This window comes from Marinobacter sp. L-80 (assembly GCF_056859395.1).
In genome coordinates this window covers 44827-70129 of the sequence record NZ_JBSXOI010000069.1, presented here as the reverse complement: position 1 = coordinate 70129, position 25303 = coordinate 44827, and the positions used below count along the sequence as shown (strand labels likewise).

The 25303-nt window shown below is 50.0% G+C and carries 26 protein-coding genes; 21 read left to right on the top strand and 5 right to left on the bottom strand.

Annotation, left to right across the window (positions count from 1 at the left end; all coding sequences use genetic code 11):
- Nucleotides 1–36: 36 nt before the first annotated feature.
- Nucleotides 37–522, top strand: a complete 486-nt coding sequence (locus AC13E3_RS13025) for a hypothetical protein (RefSeq protein ID WP_482902109.1) — start codon at nt 37–39, stop codon at nt 520–522.
- A gap of 126 nt (nt 523–648) precedes the next feature.
- Nucleotides 649–1458 (top strand): hypothetical protein, encoded by an 810-nt coding sequence (locus tag AC13E3_RS13020; RefSeq protein WP_136630072.1) that lies wholly within the window; start codon nt 649–651, stop codon nt 1456–1458.
- Between the two features lie 145 nt (nt 1459–1603).
- On the opposite strand, the gene bamE is transcribed toward AC13E3_RS13020, so the two are convergent.
- A complete protein-coding gene (gene bamE, locus AC13E3_RS13015) occupies nt 1604–1993 on the bottom strand; it encodes an outer membrane protein assembly factor BamE domain-containing protein (protein WP_482902108.1) in 390 nt (129 codons plus the stop codon).
- Between the two features lie 168 nt (nt 1994–2161).
- On the opposite strand from bamE, the gene AC13E3_RS13010 reads away from it, so the two are divergent.
- From AC13E3_RS13010 to AC13E3_RS12945, 14 genes are all read left to right on the top strand, one after another.
- Nucleotides 2162–2641, top strand: a complete 480-nt coding sequence (locus AC13E3_RS13010; RefSeq protein ID WP_482902107.1) for a hypothetical protein — start codon at nt 2162–2164, stop codon at nt 2639–2641.
- Nucleotides 2642–2665: 24 nt separating this feature from the next.
- Entirely contained in the window at nt 2666–3136 is a 471-nt protein-coding gene (locus AC13E3_RS13005; RefSeq protein ID WP_482902106.1) for a hypothetical protein, read from the top strand.
- A 260-nt stretch (nt 3137–3396) separates the two neighbouring features.
- Nucleotides 3397–3600 (top strand): hypothetical protein, encoded by a 204-nt coding sequence (locus AC13E3_RS13000; protein ID WP_482902105.1) that lies wholly within the window; start codon nt 3397–3399, stop codon nt 3598–3600.
- Nucleotides 3601–3612: 12 nt separating this feature from the next.
- Complete coding sequence (locus tag AC13E3_RS12995; RefSeq protein WP_482902104.1) at nt 3613–3843, top strand: hypothetical protein; 231 nt, start codon at nt 3613–3615, stop codon at nt 3841–3843.
- Complete coding sequence (locus AC13E3_RS12990; protein WP_482902103.1) at nt 3836–4774, top strand: class I SAM-dependent methyltransferase; 939 nt, start codon at nt 3836–3838, stop codon at nt 4772–4774. Before AC13E3_RS12995 ends, AC13E3_RS12990 begins: the two co-directional genes overlap by 8 nt.
- A 171-nt stretch (nt 4775–4945) precedes the next feature.
- A complete protein-coding gene (locus AC13E3_RS12985; protein ID WP_153637286.1) occupies nt 4946–5443 on the top strand; it encodes a hypothetical protein in 498 nt (165 codons plus the stop codon).
- A gap of 48 nt (nt 5444–5491) precedes the next feature.
- Entirely contained in the window at nt 5492–5776 is a 285-nt protein-coding gene (locus AC13E3_RS12980) for a hypothetical protein (protein WP_136631014.1), read from the top strand.
- Nucleotides 5763–6524: a DotI/IcmL/TraM family protein gene (locus AC13E3_RS12975; RefSeq protein WP_482902102.1), complete on the top strand. Its 762-nt coding sequence runs from the start codon at nt 5763–5765 to the stop codon at nt 6522–6524. The genes AC13E3_RS12980 and AC13E3_RS12975 overlap by 14 nt, the downstream gene beginning before the upstream one ends.
- Nucleotides 6521–7114, top strand: coding sequence for a hypothetical protein (locus AC13E3_RS12970; RefSeq protein ID WP_136630763.1), 594 nt, complete (start codon nt 6521–6523; stop codon nt 7112–7114). Before AC13E3_RS12975 ends, AC13E3_RS12970 begins: the two co-directional genes overlap by 4 nt.
- The gene (locus AC13E3_RS12965; RefSeq protein WP_482902101.1) at nt 7111–8112 is read left to right on the top strand and encodes a DotH/IcmK family type IV secretion protein; all 1002 of its coding nucleotides are present in this window, start codon (nt 7111–7113) and stop codon (nt 8110–8112) included. Before AC13E3_RS12970 ends, AC13E3_RS12965 begins: the two co-directional genes overlap by 4 nt.
- Before the next feature lie 2 nt (nt 8113–8114).
- Complete coding sequence (locus AC13E3_RS12960; RefSeq protein ID WP_482902100.1) at nt 8115–9488, top strand: DotG/IcmE/VirB10 family type IV secretion system protein; 1374 nt, start codon at nt 8115–8117, stop codon at nt 9486–9488.
- Complete coding sequence (locus AC13E3_RS12955; RefSeq protein ID WP_153637284.1) at nt 9485–11089, top strand: hypothetical protein; 1605 nt, start codon at nt 9485–9487, stop codon at nt 11087–11089. The genes AC13E3_RS12960 and AC13E3_RS12955 overlap by 4 nt, the downstream gene beginning before the upstream one ends.
- Nucleotides 11090–11103: 14 nt before the next feature.
- Nucleotides 11104–11484 carry a DUF6750 family protein gene (locus AC13E3_RS12950; RefSeq protein ID WP_136630768.1) on the top strand — a complete coding sequence of 127 codons (381 nt, stop codon included), beginning with the start codon at nt 11104–11106 and terminating at the stop codon, nt 11482–11484.
- 6 nt (nt 11485–11490) lie between these two features.
- Entirely contained in the window at nt 11491–12135 is a 645-nt protein-coding gene (locus tag AC13E3_RS12945) for an HNH endonuclease (RefSeq protein WP_482902099.1), read from the top strand.
- Between the two features lie 346 nt (nt 12136–12481).
- Here AC13E3_RS12945 and AC13E3_RS12940 read toward each other — a convergent pair whose 3' ends face one another.
- From AC13E3_RS12940 to AC13E3_RS12925, 4 genes are all read right to left on the bottom strand, one after another.
- Nucleotides 12482–13063, bottom strand: coding sequence for a hypothetical protein (locus AC13E3_RS12940; protein ID WP_482902098.1), 582 nt, complete (start codon nt 13061–13063; stop codon nt 12482–12484).
- A complete protein-coding gene (locus tag AC13E3_RS12935) occupies nt 13063–15576 on the bottom strand; it encodes a DotA/TraY family protein (RefSeq protein WP_482902097.1) in 2514 nt (837 codons plus the stop codon). The genes AC13E3_RS12940 and AC13E3_RS12935 overlap by 1 nt, the downstream gene beginning before the upstream one ends.
- A 127-nt stretch (nt 15577–15703) precedes the next feature.
- Nucleotides 15704–16861, bottom strand: a complete 1158-nt coding sequence (locus AC13E3_RS12930; protein ID WP_482902096.1) for a ParB/RepB/Spo0J family partition protein — start codon at nt 16859–16861, stop codon at nt 15704–15706.
- Nucleotides 16845–17705 carry an AAA family ATPase gene (locus AC13E3_RS12925; protein ID WP_482902095.1) on the bottom strand — a complete coding sequence of 287 codons (861 nt, stop codon included), beginning with the start codon at nt 17703–17705 and terminating at the stop codon, nt 16845–16847. The genes AC13E3_RS12930 and AC13E3_RS12925 overlap by 17 nt, the downstream gene beginning before the upstream one ends.
- Before the next feature lie 517 nt (nt 17706–18222).
- Here AC13E3_RS12925 and AC13E3_RS12920 point away from each other — a divergent pair.
- The 5 genes from AC13E3_RS12920 to AC13E3_RS12900 are packed head-to-tail and all read left to right on the top strand — an operon-like array spanning nt 18223 to nt 25279.
- Entirely contained in the window at nt 18223–19713 is a 1491-nt protein-coding gene (locus AC13E3_RS12920) for a hypothetical protein (RefSeq protein WP_136630094.1), read from the top strand.
- The gene (locus tag AC13E3_RS12915) at nt 19713–22706 is read left to right on the top strand and encodes a hypothetical protein (protein ID WP_153637281.1); all 2994 of its coding nucleotides are present in this window, start codon (nt 19713–19715) and stop codon (nt 22704–22706) included. The genes AC13E3_RS12920 and AC13E3_RS12915 overlap by 1 nt, the downstream gene beginning before the upstream one ends.
- Nucleotides 22703–23227 carry a DotD/TraH family lipoprotein gene (locus tag AC13E3_RS12910; RefSeq protein WP_482902094.1) on the top strand — a complete coding sequence of 175 codons (525 nt, stop codon included), beginning with the start codon at nt 22703–22705 and terminating at the stop codon, nt 23225–23227. Before AC13E3_RS12915 ends, AC13E3_RS12910 begins: the two co-directional genes overlap by 4 nt.
- Nucleotides 23227–24144 (top strand): type IV secretory system conjugative DNA transfer family protein, encoded by a 918-nt coding sequence (locus tag AC13E3_RS12905; RefSeq protein WP_227549472.1) that lies wholly within the window; start codon nt 23227–23229, stop codon nt 24142–24144. The genes AC13E3_RS12910 and AC13E3_RS12905 overlap by 1 nt, the downstream gene beginning before the upstream one ends.
- Nucleotides 24065–25279 carry a type IV pilus twitching motility protein PilT gene (locus AC13E3_RS12900; protein ID WP_169054492.1) on the top strand — a complete coding sequence of 405 codons (1215 nt, stop codon included), beginning with the start codon at nt 24065–24067 and terminating at the stop codon, nt 25277–25279. Before AC13E3_RS12905 ends, AC13E3_RS12900 begins: the two co-directional genes overlap by 80 nt.
- Nucleotides 25280–25303 lie beyond the last annotated feature (24 nt).

Below are 25303 nucleotides of genomic sequence, written 5' to 3'. Positions count from 1 at the left end.
CGAATCAACCAATCCGTAGGTAGGCAAGAAGCATCAATGAATACCCCCGACAACAACCTGAGCCCATCTCCGGTCATGCTCACCCCCAGGCAGACTCACCTTCTGCGGCAACTGGTGGTTGATCGAATGGAGGCAATGGCCGCTCACATGCCGGAGCACAGCGCCCTTCATGACGATCCCGAGATCCTGAATACCCTGGAGGAGTTATCTGACCTTGATATCGCCCTGACCAGTGAGGCTAATGAGAAACACACCACTGGGGGTGGCCCGGAGAAGCCTGGTATGCGGTTTGACTCCGAAGAGCTGGCGGACATCCAGCGTTATGCCATGTACGGCATGGCGGCCGTTGAGGAGGCGCTGACGAGCGATTCAAAGACCGTGCGCGACCCAATCGGCATGGTGAAGGATCGCAAAGAGATGCAGAAAGACCTCACCCGATTCCGACCCACCTTCGGAAAGCTCACTGTGGCCTATCTCTCAGGCTCTCAGGCAAGCGAAATCACCAGGCGGCTAAAGGACTAGCCCTTACCTTTTCCTACCTTTCAGGCAGCTTCCAGCTAACTCCCTGTTTACTGCATTGACTCGCCACCTGCCCAACCCCGAAGTAACATACCCCTCGATACAACAGACCAGAGATTTTTAAGTGTCATGGAACAGCCCTGCAACACCACCCCCACACTTCGTGAAGGTGCCCGTATCACCCTCGGCCTGACGTTCAATGCAGTTTATCGACGATTCCTCAAACGAGGCGTGCACAACCGCCGGGGCTATCTGGCGCTGATGGACAAGCTGAGCCCGGCCAACCGCTTTCGCCTGAGGCAACTGGAGCACCGCAGCCCGGATCTGGCCAACACCATGAACGAGGGTATCGACTACTGGGCCGGCATCATGAGCGCCATCTTTGAAGTCAACGACCTACTCAAGGGCGTCTCAAGCCAAAGAGCGGTACCCAAATCCTTCGAAAACCTCCTGCCACGGGAATCAAGGCCGGCAATCAAGCAAAAGGCCGACACACTGCTTAAGGAGGCGGATCCCGATGGCCTGGCCCTCATGCGGGCCATGAAAGCTCCAGTGACCGATGAAAATGCCCGGAAAGTGATTCACGGCCACTTCATGGCCCATACATTTGAAACGAAAGGACCTATGGTCGATGAGCTGCTGGGCCATGACCAGCTCAACTATGAGGCGCGGGTTATCCTCAGCGATCTCTCCGAAGCGGTTAGCCGCTACCAAACCAATCCGGATTCCTTCGATGAAGATCGAATCAATGAAGTCGGAGGATCCCTTCTCTACATGGATCCGCTTCAGGTTTTGCTCAATGCAAAGCGCAAAGCCACAAAGGATGAATACGAGCAACAGGAAGGTGAAACGGTTGAGTGGACGGTCATCTGCTCTCTGGGAACCCAGTTTTACGGCAGAGAACTCAAAAGCCTCGAGGCCCTTGTCGACAAGCCATAAAAAAACCCTCCGAAAACCGGAGGGTCAAAGTTGCCCCTTGCCCCGTGTCCTGAAGCAAGTGTCTGTCTGCTAGGTCAGCATCCAGACGCACAATTCCTTCTACGCCCTGATCAGGGCTACGGTTCACATCAGTAACTGAGGCCTGTCAGCCGCCCCATACAGGCGTGGGACTCTGGGACGAATCAAGATTCTGCTCCTGATAGTGGTAATCAGTCACCACGTCGGCCTTATCAAACCAAACTATCAGAACCTTGGTCTGAGTGTCCACCCCACCGGCAAACAAGCCGACAAACGGAATGAAGTTGGTAGCACGGGAAGTGGCCTTGGAATAGGTGTACGAAATCCCGCTTACCGCATCGCCGCCCAACTGGTTCCCGGACATCACACCATTGGGCTCACCCAGCCGGGCAATCACTTCCGCCCGGGTAGTCTCGCCAATCTCCAGGCTCCTCACCTGCTCATTACTCACATCCGTTCCAACCGTGGCACAACCGGTCATTACCAGGGCCATCAGTGCGGATAACAGCACGCGCATCGTCGTTTCCTTCTACTGCTGAGTTTGTTCTCCGGCCACCCCCAGTACATCGGCTCTCATGTATCTGTCGGATAAAACCCCGGAGAATGTTAACACCAAAACACCTTGCATGGTGTAGGTGGTATGATACAATTATTATTAGGTTAGGACAACAGCAGGTGATACGTTATGTGCAGCATCGAAAGCAACCCCTACATCGACCGCCTTCAAGCCTTTCAGGACATGGCTCACAGCCCTTCCCTCACGGCTAACTGTCAGGATGTGGTAGACGCCTTCCACCGCGACGCACAGGCCTACGAGACTATCCTCGCCGCCTTCAAGGAAACCGGCTACGGCCTCACCCTCCGCAATGACACCACCAACCAGTGGACCGTCATTCTGGAGGACATGAGCGAGCCCGGCCGCTTCCGCCACCAGACCTTCGATCAGCGCGGTTTCTTCGGACACCACACCATGGACTCCATCGAAGAAGTCATCGAAGACGCCATCGATCTCGGGTACCGCACCGTGGACAATGGCCGCCTCGAGGAACTCTGCATGACCGAAGAATGGGCAGAAGGCTCCCGGGTAGGCGCGTTGATCCAGCAGCTCAACAGCGGCCAGATCAACTGGAGCGAGTTCGCCAGCCAGTCCTCCCCTACCCCATAACCCATAACGAGAAAAGGAAACCCTATGAGTAGTACCGGATCAAAGCACGTTGCCAAGTGGCTACCCATCGCCATTTTTGGCCCCGCTGTCATCGTTGGCGCATACATGCTGTACGATAAGATCTCCAGCCAAAACGAAGCCCAGGCAGAAGCTGAGAGCATCACCGATCTTTCTGAGCAGATCCAACAGGCCTACGAGGAAGTCCCGGACGAAGCCCAACCCATCCTGATCACCGTTGATGAATCGGGCGAAACGAGCATTGAGCCCCGCCCCGGACTGACCACTGACGTCATCTCCGCGACCGCACGCAACCACAACCAATGTGAATCGTTCGCCGAGAATTTCACCAGCGGTCAGTTCAATTACTCAACCGTCATCGTTGGAAGCAAGAGATACCAGGTAGGCGAATGGACCGGTTCCAGCCCAACCACGGCATGCCTCCTGGCATTCCAGCAGTCACCTGAGAGCGTCACTGTACAAGTCGAGATCCGTTGATTATACGGGCTCAGATTCTCATGTAGTGCGGTGGCCCTCCCCGGGTCACCACCTCCCCCACAGTCAGATATCGCCCCTATCCCTCACCTGCCACCCATGGCATGCCCTCGACCCTATGTGCGCTTCGCGCTTTTGTGTGCACAGACAAGACGTTCCTAAGGAACGCATGGCGCGTTTTCTGATCGCCTGAATGCACCTTGCTTGGTGTATCTTTATTTGATACTATTACTTTCAGGTTAGGACAAGTAAGGCAGGCAGACATGAAACAGAACACTATTCAGATTTCAGAAAAGACCCAGAGGACGCTGGTGCTTCTTGGTCTCATTGCTGGGGGTGTCGCCCTCGTTATCGCAGGCACCTCAGGATACGAAGCCACCCGGCTATGGGGCGAGCAGATCGCCCAGACCCAGATTATCGTCGGTGGCGCTATGGCCTCATTTAGCTTCGCAGCGCTCATGTGGTAACGGAGGCAGTTCATGTTGCAAAGAACGAACATCATCAATGCCGCCCGTGACGCAGTGGCAAAGCTTGAATCTGAAAAGCCAGGTGCTGGCCTTGAAGAGCTGGCCCATGCTTTCCGGGTCCTGATTCACAAGTATGTCGATGAGTGGGACCTCGAAGACCTCACCGAAGAATTTCATCTTGAAATCTTCACATACTTCCCGGCGCTTCCTGGAGCCCCTGAGGAGGAGACTGAACATGAATAAGCCTCAAGGGTTTGCAAGCTCCGTCGCCTCATATCCGAATCGCGGTAAGTGGGGTGACTCTCGCTGGCGGGGTAACTGTTCCGGCCACATCATCAAGGACGCTCTGGGTTCCTATTTCGATTGGTCCAACCCAGAGGCCCTGTTCGTTGACCCCTCAGAGGGCTCCGGTACATCCGGTGACGTTGCCCGGGAACTGGGGGTGAGTTACAAAGGCCTCGATCTTCACAGTGGGTTCAACCTTCTCAGGGACGATCTACTCGAGTCCGTTGGGCGTCCCGCTGAAATGATCTTCTGGCATCCCCCATATCACTCAATGATCGAGTATTCCAAAAACGTATGGGGTAATGGACAGGCTCACCCAGACGATCTGTCCAACTGTCAGAGCGTCGGTGAGTTCATCGAAAAGAGTCAGCTGGCTCTGATGAATATCTATGATGCCCTCTCCCACCAGGGTCGAGCCACGTACTGCGTGCTAATCGGCAACATGCGTAAGTCCGGTGAGTTCTATGACCTGACAGGAATGCTTCAGAGAGTGGCGCCGGGGAAGCTGAGGGACATCATCATCAAGCAGCAGCACAACTGCGTTTCAGACTCTCGACGTTATGGGGGTGCTTCCTTCGCCCGTATCGCGCACGAAACCCTATTGGTTTTCGAGAGGGACAGAAGGATTCTCTGTGCCATCGACTTCGCCTTCCAGGTTGAACAGCGTCTGGCCAATGCCCAGCGAATGACGTGGCGATCGGCTTTGAAGCGTGTCACCCGCCCTGGCGAAAAGGTTCACCTACAGGACCTGTACGCTCGCCTGTCGGGGTACGCCAAGCGTGTTGCGACCAACCAGAACTTTGAGGCGAAGATTCGACAGGTAGTCCGACGCTTCGAAGAGGACTTCACACCCCTTGGAAAAGGGGTTTATGAGAGGGTGGCGGCCTAGTGTCGTCATTGTCCACGGCCACCCTTGCTGATAGTATAACTTGGTTTCTCAGGCAAGTTATCGTGCCGGGAGCCCCGGTTTCAGCAGGTGTGGCCCAGCCATTCGCTTCGCGATTTGTGTGCACTTATGGGAAGCGGACAACTGTAGCAACGGCTACACTTGGAGATTGATTTGAATATTGAAGCTGTAAAGGAAACCGTGCCTACTCATTTCCCGGACAAGACCAGCAGCCCCTTTACCATTGGGGATATCATGACCATTGATGTTGATGGTCATCTGGACTTCCACTGCACCCTGTACTGGAATGGCCGAGAGGTCGCAAAGATTGATTCCAGTCCCGGTCCTTTTGAGCCTCTCAACTGGGAATGGCTCGACAAATCAGCAAAAGACGATTTTGCCTCCTTCCTTCGCCTTGTGAAATTTCCTACGGCCGATCTTTTTGTGGGTAGCATGATTGCATGCTTCTGCAATATCGAGTGGCTTGCCAAGGAATGCGAAACAGATACATTGTTTCGTTTTGCAACCGACCCTCCCCACGTTTTTCAGCGTGTAAAACAACCCTTCTCTCCAGAGCTAAAGGCCCGACTTATCAAGCGTTACGGGAAGAATATCTATTTCTTCAATGAAGCGTTAGATAGGTACTCTGGCATCGGGAATATTCTTGACTGAATCTCTGATTTAATTTATCTTCTCATTAGGCTGTTGAGAGGTTTTATTTTGTCAGAAGAATTTGATCCTAAGTCCCTTGAAGAAGAGCTGTGGTCCGAGAAAGCCGAAGAAGGCAGTGCCATTCGCTTTTCCTCGGAGACTTTACCGCCGGCTTCAGTTGGACTCGCAAGTATCAGGATGAAGCGCTGGACTCGCAGGCTTGTCTCCCTGTCAGTTGTGCTTATGGTTCTCTCGACGCTCCTGTGGATCAGTAAGACCCACCACATCCTGAGGCTTTCCACCCAGGATGGTTTGGTTCAATCAGTAGAGCTTTTCATTAATGACGAACGCTAAAACTCCGATCCGGAAAACAACAGGTACTTCTGCTTCTGCAGCTAAGGCCGCGCCGAATCGTGTGGTTCGCAAAAAGCTGGCGGGCCCAGCAAATTCTACTGCGAGCGTTCCGGCACCCGTTCAGGGTCCGAAAACCTTCAAAGAAAATGAATCCAGGCTGTCGTTTGTAGACAGCAATCTGTCTAATTTTTATTGGGCTCTCGGCCTGTTTTTCAGCACGTTGACTTTGTTTTTGATGGTTTTCTTCTGGACGCCCGACCACTACAACATTCCAGCTACGGATGACTACCGCTTAATCAACCTCAAGCCTTTGAGCGAGCAAGGGAATATAACAGATGCTGCTGCACGGGACTTCGCTGCCGCTGCAATCGAGGATGTCTTATCTCATTCCAATATGGACCCGAAAGCATCAATGAATGAAGCTTTCGATAACTACTTTACTGCTGCCGGCAGAAAGGATTTCCTGAATGCACTCGAAAGTGCAGGTGATCTTGAGCCATTGGTCTCTGGCCGATTCTCTACCCTAGCCAAAATCCAGTCGGTACCGGTCATTGAGGAATACCGCCTTACCAACAATCGCTTTACGTGGGTTTATACAGTTCCTGTTCGCTGGCATTGGTTTGACATTGCTCAGAATCGGCCACGATATGCTGATATCCAGGTAACTATCTTCGTTGTACGCGAGAGCCAGCTTAGAAATAGCTCTGGCATGGCCATTGATGCTGTTGTTTACAGGAGCGCTCGATGACCTTTCAGAGCTTCGCAAACAAGAGCATCAAGCCGCTTTATATTCTCTCTGCGTTGCTGATGGTTATCGTGGCAGGAAGACTGTTGTTTGACTTCCACCCACGAATTGATATTCGGCCTTCCAATGCTCCTGTGGTTCGTGCTCCTTTGCTTCCAATTCCTAACGTAGGTCCCATCGCCAGAGACTACTGGATTAAGGAAATGCTTCGTGAGTGCTTTTCCTTTAACACTACCGATATGGAAGAGACCGTGAACAATTGCGCCCTCTTCTATTTCGATATTAATTCGCAGGGGGTTTTTCCAAAGGTCATCTCACGGACCTCTTTTGGTCGGTACATACAAGACAACCCCCAGAGCGGTGCAGTGGTGCAGGCGGTTAACACAAAAGGGCCCTTCATGATTTATGAGGGCTCATCCAAGGGGCTGCCGATATGGCGCTACCAGACTGAAATTATGACAACCCGCTTCTTTTCCGGGAGAACAGCCACCAAACGCTGGTTAATAGATGCAACCATGACTTTTGATACACCGGACTCCCTGTTTTTCTCTGGGTTCCGCTTCACCTCTTTTTACATGGAGGAGCGGGCATGAGAAAGAGCATGAACACTTTCCTTCTGGGCCTCACCCTGTCTTCGGTGGCTAGCTTTTCTGTTGCACAGGACGACAACAATTCGGGTGATGGTGTTTTGATGTTTACCCCCAGTGAATCCGACAAGGTTGTTATGGAGCAGCGGCGGGAGGCGATGAGTCGGTACATTTGGCAAGAAAAGAACCTTGAGCCTATTCGTGCCGAACTTCGCGAGCTAGAGCGTGAAAAAACGTATCGTCGAGAGCGCGAACAGAGAATGGGTATTCCTCCGAAAATCATCATTGATCAGCGAGTTGTTCAGGAAGAACAGATTCGGGCTCGTAATACTCCTCTTCGCGAGGCGGCTTGCCAAATCAAGACAATCTCTTACAGCAACAGCAACCCAGAAGCTATCAGGCTGCCGATTGCATCTCGCTCCCCGGCTCACCTCATTTTCCAGGACTCAACTGGACAAGTATGGCCACTTGACGGCCACACCCAGGGGGATTCTGAAGCATTCTCAAGCGAGATTCTTGAACAGCAGCCGCACATTTATGAGGTTGCCGTTCAAAAACCGTACGCAATGGCAACAAATAATCTTCTTTTGCAGGGTTACCCGCAACCTATCGTTGTGCGCCTTGTCGGCGATGAAGAAGACAATGTATGCGTTCTCAATGTTCGGCTGAACATGCCGGGACCAAACGCAAACACCAATCCGACCATGCTTTCAGACGCAGGTTATGGCGGCGGTGAAGACGAAATCATGTTCCGCCTTGCTGTCAACGACATCCCAAATGGCGCTGAAGAAGTGGAACTCACTGGACTTCAGGACGCTGGACGCGCCTGGATCATCAACGGCCGCCTCTATGTGCGCAGTAAATTCTGGATGGAGAGTCCTCCCCGAGCCCAAATTCAGGATGTGAGTGGCATTTATGTTTATCGGATCGAGGATCCATCGCAGGCGACCGCTTATCTCAGGACGCCGAATGGTGAGTCTGTAAGGGTAACTATTGGTTCTTAAATATGGCCGACGAACAAAACATCCATGAGAATCCAGAACAGAACAGTGACACGTTCTGGGATTCCTTTGGCGAAGAGCAGGATCGCGAAGACCGTGCAAGACGTAAGGCAGCCCTTAAAAATGCCTTCAAAAAGGGTGGTCGCGGCTTTTTGGTGATTGGGGTTGTTGCTGCTGGTCTCTTCACCTACATGATTATGACAAGCCCTGACGAAAGTACTGACAACACTGGTGGGTCAGGCAGCGTGGTTAACCGGACCAGCCAGGGCGATGTGCGAGAAACAGAACTGTCTGATGATAGTCCTATTGCCCAGCAACAACGCCAAGCTCAGGAACAACAGGCGGAAGACGCCCGTAATCAGGGTCGTACCTATATCGAGCAAGTGACTCTTCAGAACCAGGAGCGTGCTGAAGAAGCAGCTGCTGATGAATCTGTTGACACCAGGCGAGATACTGGTGATCTGGCACTGGATACACTGCAACGTCAATCTCAACGTGTTTCTACAGGAAATCCGACTCCCGTCACGCCGCCCGGTCAGACAAACCAGAATCGTCGTGCAAGCCAGAATCAGCCGGAAGGTTGGACCCTGAAGGACGAAATTGATGAAGCCAAAAGCCTAAGTGAGCAAACAAAAGACGACCTGCGAAAGGTTGCAGAGTCCCAATCGAATTATGGGGCGTTTGCCAGCTATAGCGCTGTTTCACGGGATTCTGGAGAAGCATCAGGTACAAGCTCGAACTCTTCCAATCCTGATGACATTCCTTTCGTCACCGGTGGCTATGGTGAGGAACTGGCCTTTGCACAGAATCCATCAGGCGAGAGCCCAAACACCTTCAAGATTCCAGCCGACACTCGACTCTTTGGTGTTGCCACTGTCGCGCATAACTCGGACATAGGTGGTCCGATGTCATTTGAATCAGTTACACCGCCTTTAGATGGAGCAGTGTTTCTGGCTGAGGAAGTTCCCGTTCGGGGGGAAGCCGTTGCTCCACAAATCACTCAAATGATTTATCGGGGCGAGACATACGATGTAAGGGCTTTGATCGTTAACGCAGCAACTTTCCAGCCCGGCATCGCTAGTGATTATGACAACCACTATCTGAGCCGTTGGGTTCCCTATCTCTTGGGAACATTTGGTGGTGCTTATGCTGAAACCTTAAGAAATAGCACCACCACTACAAGCCCTGAGGGCGCAACTGTAAATGAGACATCGGACATCCCTGATGCCGCAGATCAGGTCAAATTTACTCTTGGTACTGGGCTCGGACGCATGGTCCCGGTACTCCAGGAACAAATCAATCGACCGGTTACTGTTGAGGTTTACAACGGAGAGCAGGTCGGAATCTGGATCCTAAGTGAAGTTGAGGTTAAGCGATGAGTGCTGAGAACTGGATCGATATTCTTAACCGCGCCATTCAAATGAATGCCGCGTGGGAAGTCGAGGATGATGAGAGCGGCCATACCTTCATGTATGACGTTGAGGTTCTGAACGATATCGTCACACTCCTGGAGAATGGAGCAACCAGTGATGAAGTTGTTCATCAGTATGAGCAGTATGTCGGGCCTGATTTCGAGCGTTACATTTTGGTTCTCGAGCAGGCTATGGAGCAAACAGAAGAGGATGAGCCTGATGTCCTCGACGCAGATGCACCTACCGTTGATGACGCTGTTAGCGCCGGCAACGACACTCCTTCAAGCTTTGACTATGGAGATGTTCCCGAGGAGCCATCTGAGCAAGAGAGCAAAAAAGATTCACCAAACAAAGCTCCCAAAAGCAAAAAGGGTCTTGTGATTGGTGCATCACTTGCCGGACTTATAACGATGGTTGGCGTTGGTGGTTTCGTTTTTTATTCCGCATTCACCCAAACATCAAGCCCCGTGGCACAACAAAAGACAGTAACTCCTGTCTTGAAATCAACGCCCAAGCCTCCCGTTAAGGATGAGGCGCCTCAGCAGGCTGCTGTTACAAATAACCAGGCAGGTTCATCAAATACAGCTGAACAGGGAACAGTGAGTGGGAGCCAGAGCAAGGGGTTCACCGTTGCTCAGATGGGTGCCGAACAGACTACCCGCGGTTCGGAAGCACAACAAAGCGCGGTGCCAACAAGCCGTCAGGTTCAGCCCTCACCCCGCCAGCAGCACGCTTCTATGCCTTCGCCATCTGACATTGTTGATGATTCGCAACTTGCCGACATGAGGGATGAAATTAACGCCCAGATCCAGAAGATCGAAGCATCCATGTCGGAAAAAATTGGCGATCGTTTTGGTGACCTTCGCGAAACATTGGGTCGGATGGAAGCACAACTCAAACGCATTGATGACCTTGAAAAGAAGATCGCTCAGGAGCAGAGCGAAGAAGAGAAACACTCAGAGACTGTCAAGAAGAAGGTTCAAGGCCTTACACGACTGGGCGAGTTCTCAATCCTTGCCAATGCAGGGGTTAACAATCGCGTAGTGGCCCTCTCCCCTACCAACAAGGTCATTACCCTCGAAGAGGGCGAGCGGAACATCCTTGCTGCTGGAAGCAACCTGACTGTTGAGGAAATTGTTGGCAACGGAGATGCGGTAATCTTCAGCAATGGATGGTTTATTGATCATGTAAGGGCTCCGGAATCTCTTCGCGAGAAACGCCTTACCGAGAATTCTGACACGGGCTCAAACTCTGAAGGTGCAAATCAAGGCGCCCCTTCTGTACCCAGAACGGCCGCGATTTCAAAGTCCCTGAACCCGGCCATGGTAGCCGCGTCTTCACGCTCCAATACCAATGCCGATAACCGATTCCCGACAATTCAGCGTGCACCTCAGGGGTGGGAGGCTACCGCCCTCATCCCGCCACGCCGGGCTGTCATTGTAGATCCAGAGGGTAATTCCATAACCATTACTCCTGGATCCCAAATCGCTGGCTTGGGCGAAGTGCATTCGGTCAAACAAGACCGTGTACTGGCTGGCCAGTTTTATATCCCCCTCAGCAATCTGTAATCAGGAGAACACTCATGAAAGACCTTACGCTAAAAGCTTATGTTGCTGTTGCCGCATTTGCAGTGACAAGTACTGCGAATGCGCAGGAAGATCTCGCATCGCGAATCACCGATGAAGGCGGGTGGCTGGACCAACTCGGTGCGGTCGGCATGCTGGTTCTTGCTGCTGCGTTTCTGGCTGGCGTTGGCTGTGTCAGCTGGGGCATCTGGTACTACGTTAAAAAATCCGATAACCCCCAGGAGCCGGACGCTGGTGGAAAGGCACTCAAGTTCATTGTTGGTGGTTCGGCTTTGACAATCGTTCCCCTGTTCATTGCTATCATGACAATGACACTTGGTGGTGACGGCGATGCATCCGGTGCCGTTGATTCTCAGCTTCAGCAGTTCCAGCAGTAATCTGATATGAAGTCCATCGTACTTTCCGTTAAGCGCAGCAAGTTTCGGATGGACGACGCCCGGTCCCATGAAAAGGACCGGGCGTATCAGCAGATCCGACCAAAGATACTTGAACGTGATAATCACACCTGCCAGTTTTGCGACCTCCGTTTAGAAGGAAAGCTTGAGGTTCATCATGTTAGTGGTGAGCATGGCGACAATTCCCCGAACAACCTGATAACTGCCTGTAGGCTTTGCCATTTAGCGCATCACATTGGTTTTGTGGGCGTTAAAAATGCAGGTCTATTGGTTCGTTTGCCAGGCATTCAGCAAGCAGAGCTGAACCATTTACTGCGTACACTTTGGATTGGTGAAGACTCCAAGTTGCTCACCGTCAAAGACCAGTGTGCAAGTCTGCTACGATCCCTTGCTCTGACAGCCAGAGGAGCGGAAGCGCTTCTGGGGTATAGTGACCCTAAGCTTCTTGGTGATTACCTGCTTAGACTCAACGAGAAGCAGTATAAGAGGCGTATCGGGGTTCTGCGCGACATCAAGATTCTTTACCATCGCGACAGCTTTGAAGACCATATAAAAGACGTTTCTGAAGTCTATTCTGGCTATCCTGTCGCCAGATGGGGCAAAATAGCTGAAGCGTTTTCCCAATCTGCTTGACTATCCTCTACACTTATCTTATCATTCTAGGTGCGTGTAGAGGGATTGTTAAGAGGCTATGTTATGCACTCAGCATCCCGTGGTTCCTATTTTTTAACCGGAGTGCTTTTCTTCGGTTCGTTTTACTCGATCTGGCTAATTGATTATCCGCCTTTTGCTTGGTGGGATGGCCTGCTTATGTGGTTTTACGAATGGGTTCTTGATTGGAGGTCTTCTTCCGACAGTACTCTATTCTACGTTTTCTTTATCGTACCACTCGAATGGATTTTCTTCGGCCTAAAGTATCTCTTTTTGCCAGGAATCTTGGCAGCACTACTTACACCGACAACAGACCAATGAAAGGGGCCTAGAGCCCCTTTCTTTTTACTTTCAATTTTAATTTTTGCCCACCCCTTAGACCCTCCAATTCAGCCCTAGAGCGTGTATAAAGCTTCCATCCTTCTGGCAATGATGAAGGAAAAAGTATCCCGGGACCTCTCATCAGTCGTCGGAAAAGTTCCATGGGCGACAGGAAAACCTTTTCTCGAATACAGATTTGATGATGTGTTGCACTCAATAGCATCACAGGAAGGGCAGCCATTGCCATTAATGTAAATATGACCGAAAGTAAGGTCCCGGTTTTTGCCAGTGCGCCGGCTGTAGTAACCGCTATTCCTATCCATAGAACGCCTTGGATTATAGCAACATTCCTGTAAGCGGATTTTACGTCTCCTGGTGTGCGTCTGTTGTCGTAACACTTTTTTTCGAAATCAAAACCAGCCCTATTGGATATGACATGCTTGAGATCAAGATCATTTGCAGATTTCCAGCTTTGATACTGTGTTTTTACAGTGTTTCCGGTCTGCGATCCGAAAGACTGTTTGATGAGGGCGGTGGGCCCTAAGGTAACTGACAGAAATTTTTTCACTGGCCCCTTTTCCTTTGTCATTACCTTCTCCTGTCTTTAGGTGCTGCTGCTTCAATCGCTGTAGATGTCAGACGAGTACTTCCTTCGCGAACATTACTATTCACCTGATCTGCTGCATCTCCTACGCCGAACGGATTAACAATTCCACCCGCGACCCAGTTGTTCATTGAGTCAGGAATAATATGTTGCACTGAGTAAATGAACCTGATCAAAATAGTAGCTGCAAGCATGTAAAGTATCAGTTGAGCTGACATCTCAAACACGGGATTGCTCAACGATCCTCCAAGCTGGTTATCAACATCCCAGGCCCTCCAATACTGAACATTGAAATACGCAAACGAGGGTGCGGCGATCGCATTAGCTGTTGCTACGCCTACAACTATAAAGAATGGCTTAAGAAAAATTGCGGCTGTTAAGCTTACTGCTTTTAAGAATCCAGTGTTTATCGCACCGTCACCATCGCTATTAGTGAGTAGCGCCACAGCAAAGCTTACTGCAAACATCCCCTCGATGGTTGTAGCGAGCCATCCAACTACTTGCATCGTGAATATGATAAAGGGAATCATTGGAAGTATATAAGAAAGGTAAAACCCGCCTGCGATCATCATCAAACTTGCTGTTTCTAGGAAACCAACAACCATTTTTATTGATTTCGCTAAGACAGCAGCGGCGATTGCTAATGGGGACGTCAAAGGATTAGCGGCACTGTTGCTAGCAGCATCAGACGCGGATGCAGCCAATTCGAGAGGAGCAGTTATTGACTGATACAATGCCCCAAGGCCAATCAATGATGTTCCAATCGATGAAATAGTGTTTATAGGATTTGGATCTCTTGATTCTCTCCAGTCTCTCCAATCGTCGTTTATTGCGTCGGTAAATCCATCTTCTCCCCTTCCTTGCAGGAATCCGGCACTTACTCCTGGGCGATTCATTTCATCCCCAGAAACACCAACTGCGTTTGTACCGCCTTGCCCTCCCGCAGTACTGAGATAATTTCCAGCGCCGGCCATTGACCGCAAAATTGTTTGAGAATATGTACTTGCAAAACTTTTCCTCGCATCCATAAGGTTGCACTGATCGATGGAACAGTAGTCCAGTACACCTATAGTGGGCGTTTCCCCTTGAAAACTTGCGCGGTATTGTTTTGTTTGCGTCAGAACAATTCCAGAAAATGCATCCATGAAGCTCTGAGCCTCACAATTCTCGGATAAACCGAAATACTCCTCAAAACAGGGGAACTTACTTTCTGACGCGGAGACGATACCTTGAGCGTCAGTAATATTTGACATGGCAATATTTGAAACCCTTGGAATCACGCTATAAAGAGCTCCTAATGCTGCCCACCCGCCATCAATTACTGGTTCAAACATCGAACCACCCAGTTGGTCTTGTATGCCATTAATGCTATCTGCAACGGAGGTGTAAAGCTGGGTATTAAAGGCAGCGATCAGTTCAAAAAGGAATTTTGCCTCGGGACTGCCAGCGGCGTCAGAACCGTGCTCTTCTTCAATAATTTCCTCGAGTCGACCTGTATCAACAATGGTTTCGACTTCAGTGAACAGCTTGAGCGTCAGCGCCCTATAGGGCTCCTTGTATGCCGCAACTGCCCTTGATTGGGCAAGTTCGAGCAGATCTCTTGTGCTTTCCCCTCTTCCGCCTGAATCAACCGGCGCCGAGGCTGTTCTGAATGAGATCGATCCGCAAATCCCATTATTACCAAACACTAGGGAGGATACGTTTTCTTGAGAAAATGCTGAGGAAATTGCGCTCTCCACACTATTGGTTGCAACAAAGTTTTTCCGGCCATCATTGAGAACGTTAACGCTGCTCTGAAGTTTATTAACTCCGTCATTGTCAACATACTTGCTGGGAATGTATGACACAGTTGTGCCATCCCTTTTCACCGCCGTTACAATTTGAGCATGTTCTGGCCTATCTTCACCCTCTTTTTCTGCAGCTATAATCGAGCAACTTGCGATTTTGAAAACGTTAAAAACTGCAATTGGCGTTTCAGGCGGTCGTGTATTATTCAGAGGAAAGGAAAATGCATTTCTTACGTAAGCCGTAGACACGCTATCACCGAACGCAGAACCTGCCTTAGCGATCTCCATCATCATTAACTGTGATGTTGCAACCTGTGTTTGTCGATCGCCGGAGCCAATTGATACCACTGGAATGATCAAAGCTAGCGCTGCAACTGTTCGTGCAGGCCAGAATATTGAATTTATCCCGTCAGCAGCAAAGGAACCTGTCCATGCATTTTTTACCATTTGCATTAAGAAGGTATAGCTGGAGATGATGAGACCGAATGCAGCAGCAAGTATTCCACTAAAGCCTAAGATAGTGGTTAACAGGGCGACCTCATCCATCCCCATGAAATTACCGAAAACCAATGGCCCCTCAGCTACTCCACGCTCGGCGTTTTCTGAAAAAACCCAGTTTCCAAAAACTTTAGCTAAAAGGGTTTCTGCCACACTCTGCGGAGCGGGTTCAAATAGTGTTCTCGCGGTATCGATCCAGCTTTCATCTTCCATCAGACTATTACTTCAATAATGGTTGGCAGACAACTTGACATAGAGTTGATTGTATCTTGTTTACCCACTTTTAGCGACAAAAAAAGGGGATGCATTTTCATGCACCCCCTATGGTTCCCAGTATCTTTTAGGACATGCTTTCTGCTGCAATGCGCAGATTTTCTGCAAGCTGCAGAGCCTGATCTTTCGTTATGTACCCGGTGTTTGCTGTGAGCTTCAGATACTCTGAGTCTTCAAGCACATCAACGGAAAGACTCTTCAGAACCCGCCCTGGTGCTTTGGGTTTGCTGGCCACAGGAGGGTGCTGGCCCTCACTCGCTGACCCATCAACAGACCTTTCATTGTCTGGTGTAGAATTAACGGAGTCGGCTCCAACTTTGGATTCATTAGTTGCTGCTTCTTCAGATGGGGACTGATTGCTTTGCTTCTTGCTGGCAACTTCAAGATATTTTGGTTCCCACTTATAGGAAAGCTTGGCCTTGCCGGTAGCTTGCTTATATGCCTGTTCGGCCGCAGCCTTGGTAACAGCTCCTTCGCCTTTAAGAGCTTGCAAAACCAAATCCCTTGCAGGCCCCTTCTTTCTTTCCGTTGAATCTGCAGAAAGCGCTGATGCCAGGAAGTACAGAGCGGACATGTTCTCCAATTTCCTATTAACGACTACATCCCTCAGGCTGTAACCGATTAATTCATCATTCGTCTTCATCGCTGAGATAATGGTCAGCCTTCGGCTTATCTCAGAAGCCGGTCGCTTCAATCGTTCAGCAACACGGTTCACCACATCCTCGTGACCTTCTTCGGTATAGCGATCGAAGTAGTTTTCTGTAATGTCGAGAACCTCTGCAACGGTAAAAGAAGAACGTTGCAGGTTTTCGTCAACCTGGTTGTCGTACTTCGTTTTTTCATCCGGCTCTTTTACCAACAGGCAAAGAACACCTTTGTCTTGGCAGTAGTCTCTCTTGGCACGCCAGCGAGTCTCACCGAACCAAATTTGAATCTGCTGATTTTTTTCACTGAAGTACACTTTAATCGGGGTGTGCTGCTTAAGCTCATCCATTGACGAGGCAAGCGCTTTAACTTCTTCTTCTTCGAAGTGCTTTCTTGGCTGATCAGGGTCTGGATGGATCAAGCTTGGATCCAAGGTGAACAGACGCTCTTCCTTGATATAGGTTTCCTTGATTGCAAGTATCTCGGAAAGCTTTTCGAATTCAGCTTCCTGCTCCACAGTCTCATCAGAGTCAAAACTGTCAACCACATCATCCGCAACGCTCTTATGCAACGCAGACATCTTCACCTCCGTAAATCTTCATAACTGTCTGTTTAAAGTATTCGTTTGCTCGCTTCTTCTCGGCTTTAGTTCTAGGGTCGCTAAATCCGACTTTCGGCAAGACGTCCTCAAAGAGTGTCTTTTCGAACAGGTATCGGGCTCTGTCCTCCCCAAGGTCGGCAGCTGTTTTACCATCCCATTGCAGATCAGAGTAACGTCGATACTTAATAATTGGAGTATTCGCGAGCGTTACTAGCCCACGGTTTTTATCGCACTTCTCAACAGAGCGCATGATTATATTTCGCTCTTTGCTATACCCCCACTTCGGATCAAGCTCATTTGGAATGACTACAGCGTGTCTCGCCGGACTGACGTTAGCCTTGTGCAGAATCCCAAGATGGGTTGCGCAGATGTTTAGGTAGTTCGCCACAGAGTGCATGTCAGTCCTGTTCATTTTCGTAGGGATTACAATCAGGTCTGCTGCTGTGAACGAATAGAGAGTCTCAGGTCTAATCGCGGCCTTGGTTGATCCAGGCACTATGTCATCATCGGGGCGACTATCATTTGGATCTTTTGCCGTTCCTGGCGGTGAGTCCACAACCACAAAATCATACCCTTCCGCCAGCTTCATCACTTCATCACGATCGAGCCTTTTTGTCTGGAAGTGATAATCAAATGAAGGAGTTCCAACGAACTTTATCCTGAGTCGGTGAGCATCTGAAATCGAGCCTTGAGTATCTTGCTCGATAAGCAGCACCTTCTTACCATACCGGTGAAGTGTCCCTGCTGCGTGAATCGAAAAGGTCGTTTTACCCGCTCCCCCTTTCTTGTTCCCAACCACGATGATTTTTGCTTGGGTGTCCATATTACCTTCCTGTTGCATTGGTAGCGAAAAACTTGTTTACACATTCTGCACTTTTTTGATTGAGGTGCAACAATTTCCTAACCATTCCACCACTACCATTCACAATCGCGCCCTCTTTTTAGTCTGTGTAACCTGTTGCCCTCCACTGTGATCACCATCATACTTCCGCATTCAGACCACCCATTCTGAGCCCAATTTTAACCGTTAAAATCGCACATCAAAGCCCCAGCAGATAGCACTCAAAATCAAGGTTTGACAAGCCTGATTTTCACGGTTAAACTGCCGTTACGGTTCAAGCACGATATATAAATTATATATTATTTATAAATAAATATAATTATTTATAAAAATTATTAGGAGATCGGCCAAAAATTCGCCCCTAGGGGACTTTTCATGGATTCGGAGCATTTGAAAACTGGTAAAAATTTCATGTTTTTCGCACTCCCTTTGTCGTCTTTTGGCATCGATCTAATCGTCAAAAAAATTGCAAGAAATTCCACATTTTCTGGAGCATAGAGTGAGCAAGATAGGGATTGCACTTTTCGCCGACCCAAAGCGTCCTTCCGATGGTTATGCATGTGAAGATGGCGAATCAACCGAGATTGGTGGAACGCACGAGCTTTCTACAGATGTGCTGTGGGTCACGAACATCAGGCCATACGACTTCATCCAAGGTGGGTATGGGCAGCTTCGTCATTTGCGGAGTTCTAATTTTTTTCGTATCGATCTTGGCTACCTAATCCGTGAGTGGGGTCTTGAGGGAGATCTTTCTGAGGCAGCTGAATACCTCTTTGCCGTTTTAAATCGCGCTCTTTTTGTTATCCAGGATCGAAACCCGGTTGAACCACGAGACGCAAGGATTGGGATTCGAAACGCCCTTTCTGAGATTGTCGTTCCTGACTCAATTACTGAGCCGCTCATGGGTAACCTTGAAATCAACACTGCGGTAGCTCAGAGCATTCAGTACAACCAGGGCCGAGCTAGCGCCTCAAGGATACCCGCTGGTTCGAAAATCCATTCATTCGTTGTACCGAGAAGTGCTCTAGCCTCATTCCTCATGTCTAGGCGACTCCCCTCTTCTAAGGGGTGGCAGCCAATTACAATTAAAGCGGGAGTTCTTCGGATTGGCTCAGCCAATGGCAGAAGTGCAAACGACCCTTCTTCCGAAGAGTCGTTTAATAAGATGTTGGAACTGGCTGATAAAAAAACTTTTTTCCTTGATATAGACGTGAGGGAAATAGATAGGAGGTTTGCCAATCATAAAAGTTTTGGCGTGGGTGACCGGACAAGCAGACATTTCGCGTGTATTGAAGAAGTTGCCGAAATGTCCAGCTATTCGATCGTTGATGTACGAGGAGGGTGGGTCTGTGACAAATATGAAGAGCCCCTTCCCCACCCTGATATGCCTGATGAGTTTAGTGCCGGCAGAAGTGTGGCCAATGAAATTTACTCTCTCGCAATTGCCTCCAATAAGGATGCCAACAAGCCCTCACCCTGGACGGCATACCTTCGGTGTGCTGAGCGCATAGTCCTTGGTAGGGCTGCTGACCAGTTTGCACGCCATGGGTTCATTGTTGGTAGTTACGGTACTGGGCGTGTGAATGTATTCCTTAGATCTGCTGAGCATGCTAAGGCGTCCGAGTTGGCATTATCGCTAGGACTTCTCCCGCCATTCTCACTACTAAATCAACCTTTATCACCTAGTCAGGTTGCCTTTAAGCCGAAGTTATATTATCGTGACGACATTGTTGATGGTCTCCTTGGTTTAACTGATTTCATCGACTGTCTCGAGTCGGATTGGCTTAGGATGTTTGTTACAGGAGCGGCTCTTAAAGGCGAAAACCCATCAAGGGTTCAGCTGGAATTAGACGCCCTACTCGATCTTCCCGAAGACCGCCGATTAGCCTCTTTTGAGGCGCTGGTGATAAAACACATTCAGGACGTACCTGAAACTGTAACCCCAGACACCGAAGACAGCGATGAGAGTGACGATGGTCTTACTTTTTAATGTCTGGACTCAAACAGTTCTTCGCGAAAACACTCTCTCTTACCGCCTATGACCTTTGCGATCTGCAGGCGGTCGAGAACGACCACACCTTCGTAACAGCTGACGGATACTACTGTTCAGCAATCTCTCTGGATGGTGCAAAAACACACCTCGGAGAGAGCGAGCATCCCAAGGCGGTCCAAAAGCTAAACGATCGCCTCAATGCTTCATTTAAGTCTCCAGGCCATCAGATCCAAATTGTCTTCATACAGGATCCCGAGGAAGGCGGTGCCTACGTTGCGAAAAAACAGGTTGATGAGCTCAGGTTTGTAGCAAATCGGCTCTCTCTCAACATTGAGCCAATATTGAAGGAGAGAGAGAGCATTTGGCGGCAAAAGCGCGTTCCCTTTGAAGCTTGCTATGTGGTTGTGAAGACATCCTTGGCTGCCTTTTCGAAGGCTGACCAGGATCGTGCTATCAAAGAGAGGGAATTAACACCTTTTGTTGTGATGGGTCAGGACCCTCGGAGGGGGTACAAAAGGCTTCTCGCAAAGCACTCATCCTTTGTTAAAAACCTGGCTGCTGCTTTTGCCGACGTTTGCGTTGCGGAGCCGATGACTGTTCATCAACTAGCTAGAGCAATCAATACTTTTATCACGGGCCGCTACGACGATCGTTTTCAGTTGAGGCAAACCCAGAGCAAAAAAGCTGTTCCACCACGGCTTCAGGTGTCAAAAGAGAATCCCTCTGACCCTACCCCACTCTCACAACCGCCAATCGCATTCCAGTTTTGGACAGAAAGGCCTAAAGAGCTTGATGATGAGGAATCTCTGGTTAAGTGCCACAACAGGTACATCGCACCCATCCAAATTGAAACTTGGTCCGACAGGCCTCAACCCTTCACGGAGCTCGTAAGTAGAATTGAGCGAAGAATGCCTTTTGCGGCAAGTTTCACCTTCCAGACAGGGAAGGACCAGGTTAGAACTTTCCTGAACAGTAGCCACCGGATGGCGATGCTCGCGAAGATGTTCAATAAGGCTAATGGTGAGCAGGCCTCGGCAGCGACAATTTTACGGGATTACCTCGTTGGTAACGAGGCAAACGCGCTAAAGGGACATCTCACTCTATCAACATGGGCAAAGAGTAAGGACCTATGTCTAACTCGAAAAGAGGAGCTTTCTTCGGCTGTTAGCTCCTGGTGTGGCCTGAGACCAGTCGAATTTCTTGACGACCCTGTGCGGCTTTGGATTGAGGGCATCCCCGGAATGGCGCGGAAGCCTGTAAGCATACCGTCCGCAATTCGTCTCAAAGACGCCTTGGCTTATCTCCCGATCGACAGGCCTGCATCATTTTTTAAAAGTGGTGCCATGCCCTTGTTTTCAACTGATTACAAGCCAATGCCGTTCATGATGGGTGCGCCATTTCAAACAACTTGGAATAACAATTGGTTCGCACCCCCAGGGTCGGGTAAATCTGTAGGTCTTTTTGGTTCAACGCTAGCTCTGCTACTGAGTGAAGAGAACAAGCAACTTCCCAAGCAGGTGTTCCTTGACGTCGGTCATGCAGGTGTCGGCCTCGTTAAACTGTTTAAATCAATTTTGGGCCCTGAGCGGGCTCACCGGGCTCATTACTTCACAATGCGGAATGACGGGAAGACCTTCATTAACCCATTTGACACGATGACCTGCAATCGCTACCCAACGGACCAGGAGAAGCAAGACCTTATCAGTCTGCTTGGAATCATCTTCGCTACGGAGGATGGAGCTGACTCAAAGTACCTTGAGCTAATCATCCCAGACCTGATCAATAAGATGTACGAGCTCCGGTCAGACCGATCAGGAGGCAAGGGTGACCCAGCGGTTTATAAAAGGCATCAGGATGCTGAAATCGATGCTCGACTAGATGAAGGGGATATCAAGCTTGATGAGCAACCGCTGTGGTGGGAGATAGCGGATGCTCTACTGTACGCCGGCGAATATCGACTTGCTAACCGTGCGACGCGCCAAGCGGTGCCACTACTGCGGGATATCAACACCATCATTGCGAAAGATGATGACCTCAAACGGAAATTTGCGGACGTAACCATTGGCTCGGTGCCGCTCCTCGAATACATCCGTATTTTCACCGAATCAACAATTAGCAATGTCGTGCTTCTGAATGCGCCGACGAACATTGATCTGACTGAAACCGACTTGCTGGTGGTCAACCTTGCGGACGTCGTTTCTACGGATGATGCGACAGGCCGTAAACAGTCAGCGACGATGTTTATGCTTGCGATGGTGGCGGGTGCGCGAGAGTTCTTCCAAACACCTGAGGTTGTTAAATCGCCGGTCTTTTCAGATGACCCCGCAGTGAAGTCGTACCACCTTGAGCGGTTGAAGGCGAATTTCAACACAAAGCGTCACCTGATCCTTGATGAGTATCATCAGTTCAACAGCATCCCATCGCTTGATAACCGCATCATCAGCGCACGGCGCAAAGGGCGAAAGAACAATCTGATCATCTCTCTTGCCACCCAGTACGACTATCACGTCACTGAGGAGCAGCGAGAGATTGCTACCAACACGTTCTTTATGTCTGCCAATGACCGTCCTGAGATGAACAGTAGGCAGGACCGATACAAATTCTCAGACGACATCAAAGAGTACGCCCTGAAAGAGCAGCGCGGGCCCGGGACGATGCTGCATTTTGCCAAGAAAAAAGAAAACTCCACATGGCAGGTTTGTCGCGATGTTAAAGGCCCGATGGAGCTTTGGGCTTTTTCAAGCACAAACTCAGATCTCGACCTGAGGGATGCGCTGGAAGACAAAGTTGGATTCTGGGAAGCATGCCGAATCCTTGGGGAAAACTTCCCTGGAGGCAGTATTGGCGACTTCCATCATAAGTTCACCAGATATGTTCAAGCCACGTTTAAAGATCCAGAAGCGACTAAGCGCTGGCACCAAATTCTTGCAAAGAAAATCTTGATGGAGCCGGACTCCTGGCGGCTCTCTATTTCGGAGGAAATTGAATGAATCGCATGTTGATTGGCGCAGCTCTGGCCATATCCGGAGTTCTTACCCTTACAGGTTGTGCATCCAATGAGCCTGTTGCGCAGGCGTCAGTTGCATCCTCGAACCTTCAGGAATCAATGGATCGTGTTGAAGTTGAGATCGTCGATGAACTGCGATTGTTGGCGAAGCTCAGAGATGAAGAAAGAAAGAAGCGGCTGACAGAAGAGGAAAAACAGCAACGGATCCTCCAGGCCCAGGACGAGCGAGTACCTCCTGAGTTCAAGCAGCACGCCTCAATGAGCGTGCCTCCGAAAGATGCCCACGAAGTCTGCACGTTGCTCGCTGATGCCGTTGAATATGAGAGCACAGTTGAGGGGCCGATTCCGCGCCGGCCTATTTGGGTAAGGATCAATATTCGTGACGAGCCATTGTACTCAGCAGTCATGGATCTTGGTCGTCAGACTGGCTCGGCATTCACCATGGAAATTTACCCTTTAAGCAAGCTTGTTCGCTGTGTGTACAACAGGGAGATAAACGAGTGATGCGTCGGTTGCTGTTTACTTCGATTTGCGCGGCTTTCCTGGCTGCTCAAGGTGCGAGTGCAAGCAATCTTGAGCGGATAGACGCGCCAAATTCGCTGAATGATCTTGTCAATCTTTCGAGCGATTACATGTCTGACGAGAAGTCCTCAGATGATGCTTCGGCTGACTTACGCTTGCGGGCTATGAGGCAGGCAGCTGAAGCTGTCGGTGTTCAGAAAGGCTACGCGCATAGGATGAATGAATACCATGACTTGCTGATGGAGCAGGAGGATCGCTACGACGAAAACTTCGACTTCCGGCAACTGATGGAACTGGTTCCCGGCGACTATGACAACGAAGTTCGTTTGTATCGACTGCCAGCGGTTATCCAGGAGGCGCGGAATTACATTGAAGGTGATGACTCGTTTCTTACCGTAACGGGGACGCACTACAAGATTCTGAAAAATACCCGATTAACGACAGTGCCTCCAACATGGCGCGACTATCTGCTGACTACAACAAACCTTGAAGCCAACAACCCGGCTCGATCAATCCTGCCATCCGCTGACGATGAACGGGAACGCGAAATTTGGTCCACGCACGTCCTGCGCGGATGGAAGAGGGGGCTTAGCCAGGCAGATCAGGAAATTCAGTTGAGGATTTCTCGGTTTCGCCGTGATTTTGTAGGAATGGTTCGCTATTTGCGATTGCTCGAGCAGGAGTTGATTGATCCTGACTACATCGCTGTTCAGAACCAGATGGTCACCGGGGGAGGTGATCGTCTTGCTATTGATAAGACCACCTACCAGATAACAGCCCCAGCTCAATTCAACACTGAACATGAGCGGTGGAGAGCGGATGTTCTCGACCCGCGAGAAAGTTTCCGAGAGATTCCAATCGAAGAACTGGATTACGAGGTATACCGTGAGTCTAAGTGATACTGGCCCCCGTTTTGATCCTGAGCTTTTTGTTCCTGAGCAGATACCGAATGTTTCTACGGGCGATCAGGTACAGACGATGCTTCGTCATGCTCATGAGCTTGGCGCTAGCGATATTTTCTTCACCACGGACGTTGAGCCCTCAATGGATCTGCATGGACGTAAAAAAGTGCTGATTCCGAGGCCGCTATCTCAGCATGAAATGGATACGGTTTTAACGGAAGTCGCCGGCCGGGGGTCAGATGCCGTTTTGATGGGGGGCAAGAAGAAAGAGTTTTCCTACCCGGTGCAAATCGGAAGAGGGAAATACATTCGCTTCCGGGGAAGCGCTGTACCCGCAAGGATCAGTGACACCATCGGCTACCGGATTACTCTGCGTACGATTCCAGGGACGATACCTTCTGTTGAAGATCTCGATATCGAACCTGAGATCGTTGAACAGTTCATGAATTTCCGCAAAGGCCTGATCATTGTTATCGGTGCGACCGGTACCGGTAAAAGTACAACCCTAGCAGCGCTTCTGCATCACAAGCTGTCTCAGCCTGATGCGAACATGAATATGCTGACCTGGGAAAACCCGATCGAATTCGTCTATCCCCTGGCTTACCCCTCCAGTCTGTGTCTTCAGCGTGAAATCGGCCGTGAGTGCGACAGCTTTGTTCAGGGCCTCATGGATAGCCTTCGCCAGACACCTACGCACTCGTTGGTAGGTGAGATCCGGACTCGTGACGAAATTGAGCTTGCTTTGATGGCCGCCAACACAGGGCAGGGCGTTGTAACCACAACCCACGCCAACAATGTTGCTATGGCTGCCCGGCGCCTGATTACGCCTTTCGATGACTCCCAGAAGGCAGTTATTCAAGGTGACCTGTTTGACCTTGGTCAGCTTTTCCTCGCCCAGGACCTCCTGCCCACAGTCGACGGTAAGCGCTGTGCAATCCGTGAATATGTGATCATGACTTCTGAGATCCGGGAGCGACTGGCAACCGCTAAGAACATCACATCAGAGATGATGAAAGTTCTCTGCGAGGAAGGTGTCACCTTTGAAAAGTCGGCAAGAAAGCGACTGGAAGAGGGGAAGATCACTGAAAAGCAATATGAGCGCGTAGCACGCCCGTATCGAGCATTTTTGTAAGGGCGGGAAAACTGATGGACGACA

Bases quoted from the DNA above. Each gene is read 5' to 3' on its own strand.
- AC13E3_RS13025 (WP_482902109.1), top strand. From the start codon at position 37: ATGAATACCCCCGACAACAACCTGAGCCCATCTCCGGTCATGCTCACC.
- AC13E3_RS13020 (WP_136630072.1), top strand. From the start codon at position 649: ATGGAACAGCCCTGCAACACCACCCCCACACTTCGTGAAGGTGCCCGT.
- bamE (WP_482902108.1), bottom strand. From the start codon at position 1,993: ATGCGCGTGCTGTTATCCGCACTGATGGCCCTGGTAATGACCGGTTGT.
- AC13E3_RS13010 (WP_482902107.1), top strand. From the start codon at position 2,162: ATGTGCAGCATCGAAAGCAACCCCTACATCGACCGCCTTCAAGCCTTT.
- AC13E3_RS13005 (WP_482902106.1), top strand. From the start codon at position 2,666: ATGAGTAGTACCGGATCAAAGCACGTTGCCAAGTGGCTACCCATCGCC.
- AC13E3_RS13000 (WP_482902105.1), top strand. From the start codon at position 3,397: ATGAAACAGAACACTATTCAGATTTCAGAAAAGACCCAGAGGACGCTG.
- AC13E3_RS12995 (WP_482902104.1), top strand. From the start codon at position 3,613: ATGTTGCAAAGAACGAACATCATCAATGCCGCCCGTGACGCAGTGGCA.
- AC13E3_RS12990 (WP_482902103.1), top strand. From the start codon at position 3,836: ATGAATAAGCCTCAAGGGTTTGCAAGCTCCGTCGCCTCATATCCGAAT.
- AC13E3_RS12975 (WP_482902102.1), top strand. From the start codon at position 5,763: ATGACGAACGCTAAAACTCCGATCCGGAAAACAACAGGTACTTCTGCT.
- AC13E3_RS12970 (WP_136630763.1), top strand. From the start codon at position 6,521: ATGACCTTTCAGAGCTTCGCAAACAAGAGCATCAAGCCGCTTTATATT.
- AC13E3_RS12965 (WP_482902101.1), top strand. From the start codon at position 7,111: ATGAGAAAGAGCATGAACACTTTCCTTCTGGGCCTCACCCTGTCTTCG.
- AC13E3_RS12960 (WP_482902100.1), top strand. From the start codon at position 8,115: ATGGCCGACGAACAAAACATCCATGAGAATCCAGAACAGAACAGTGAC.
- AC13E3_RS12955 (WP_153637284.1), top strand. From the start codon at position 9,485: ATGAGTGCTGAGAACTGGATCGATATTCTTAACCGCGCCATTCAAATG.
- AC13E3_RS12950 (WP_136630768.1), top strand. From the start codon at position 11,104: ATGAAAGACCTTACGCTAAAAGCTTATGTTGCTGTTGCCGCATTTGCA.
- AC13E3_RS12945 (WP_482902099.1), top strand. From the start codon at position 11,491: ATGAAGTCCATCGTACTTTCCGTTAAGCGCAGCAAGTTTCGGATGGAC.
- AC13E3_RS12940 (WP_482902098.1), bottom strand. From the start codon at position 13,063: ATGACAAAGGAAAAGGGGCCAGTGAAAAAATTTCTGTCAGTTACCTTA.
- AC13E3_RS12935 (WP_482902097.1), bottom strand. From the start codon at position 15,576: ATGGAAGATGAAAGCTGGATCGATACCGCGAGAACACTATTTGAACCC.
- AC13E3_RS12930 (WP_482902096.1), bottom strand. From the start codon at position 16,861: ATGTCTGCGTTGCATAAGAGCGTTGCGGATGATGTGGTTGACAGTTTT.
- AC13E3_RS12925 (WP_482902095.1), bottom strand. From the start codon at position 17,705: ATGGACACCCAAGCAAAAATCATCGTGGTTGGGAACAAGAAAGGGGGA.
- AC13E3_RS12915 (WP_153637281.1), top strand. From the start codon at position 19,713: ATGTCTGGACTCAAACAGTTCTTCGCGAAAACACTCTCTCTTACCGCC.
- AC13E3_RS12910 (WP_482902094.1), top strand. From the start codon at position 22,703: ATGAATCGCATGTTGATTGGCGCAGCTCTGGCCATATCCGGAGTTCTT.
- AC13E3_RS12905 (WP_227549472.1), top strand. From the start codon at position 23,227: ATGCGTCGGTTGCTGTTTACTTCGATTTGCGCGGCTTTCCTGGCTGCT.
- AC13E3_RS12900 (WP_169054492.1), top strand. From the start codon at position 24,065: ATGTTCTCGACCCGCGAGAAAGTTTCCGAGAGATTCCAATCGAAGAAC.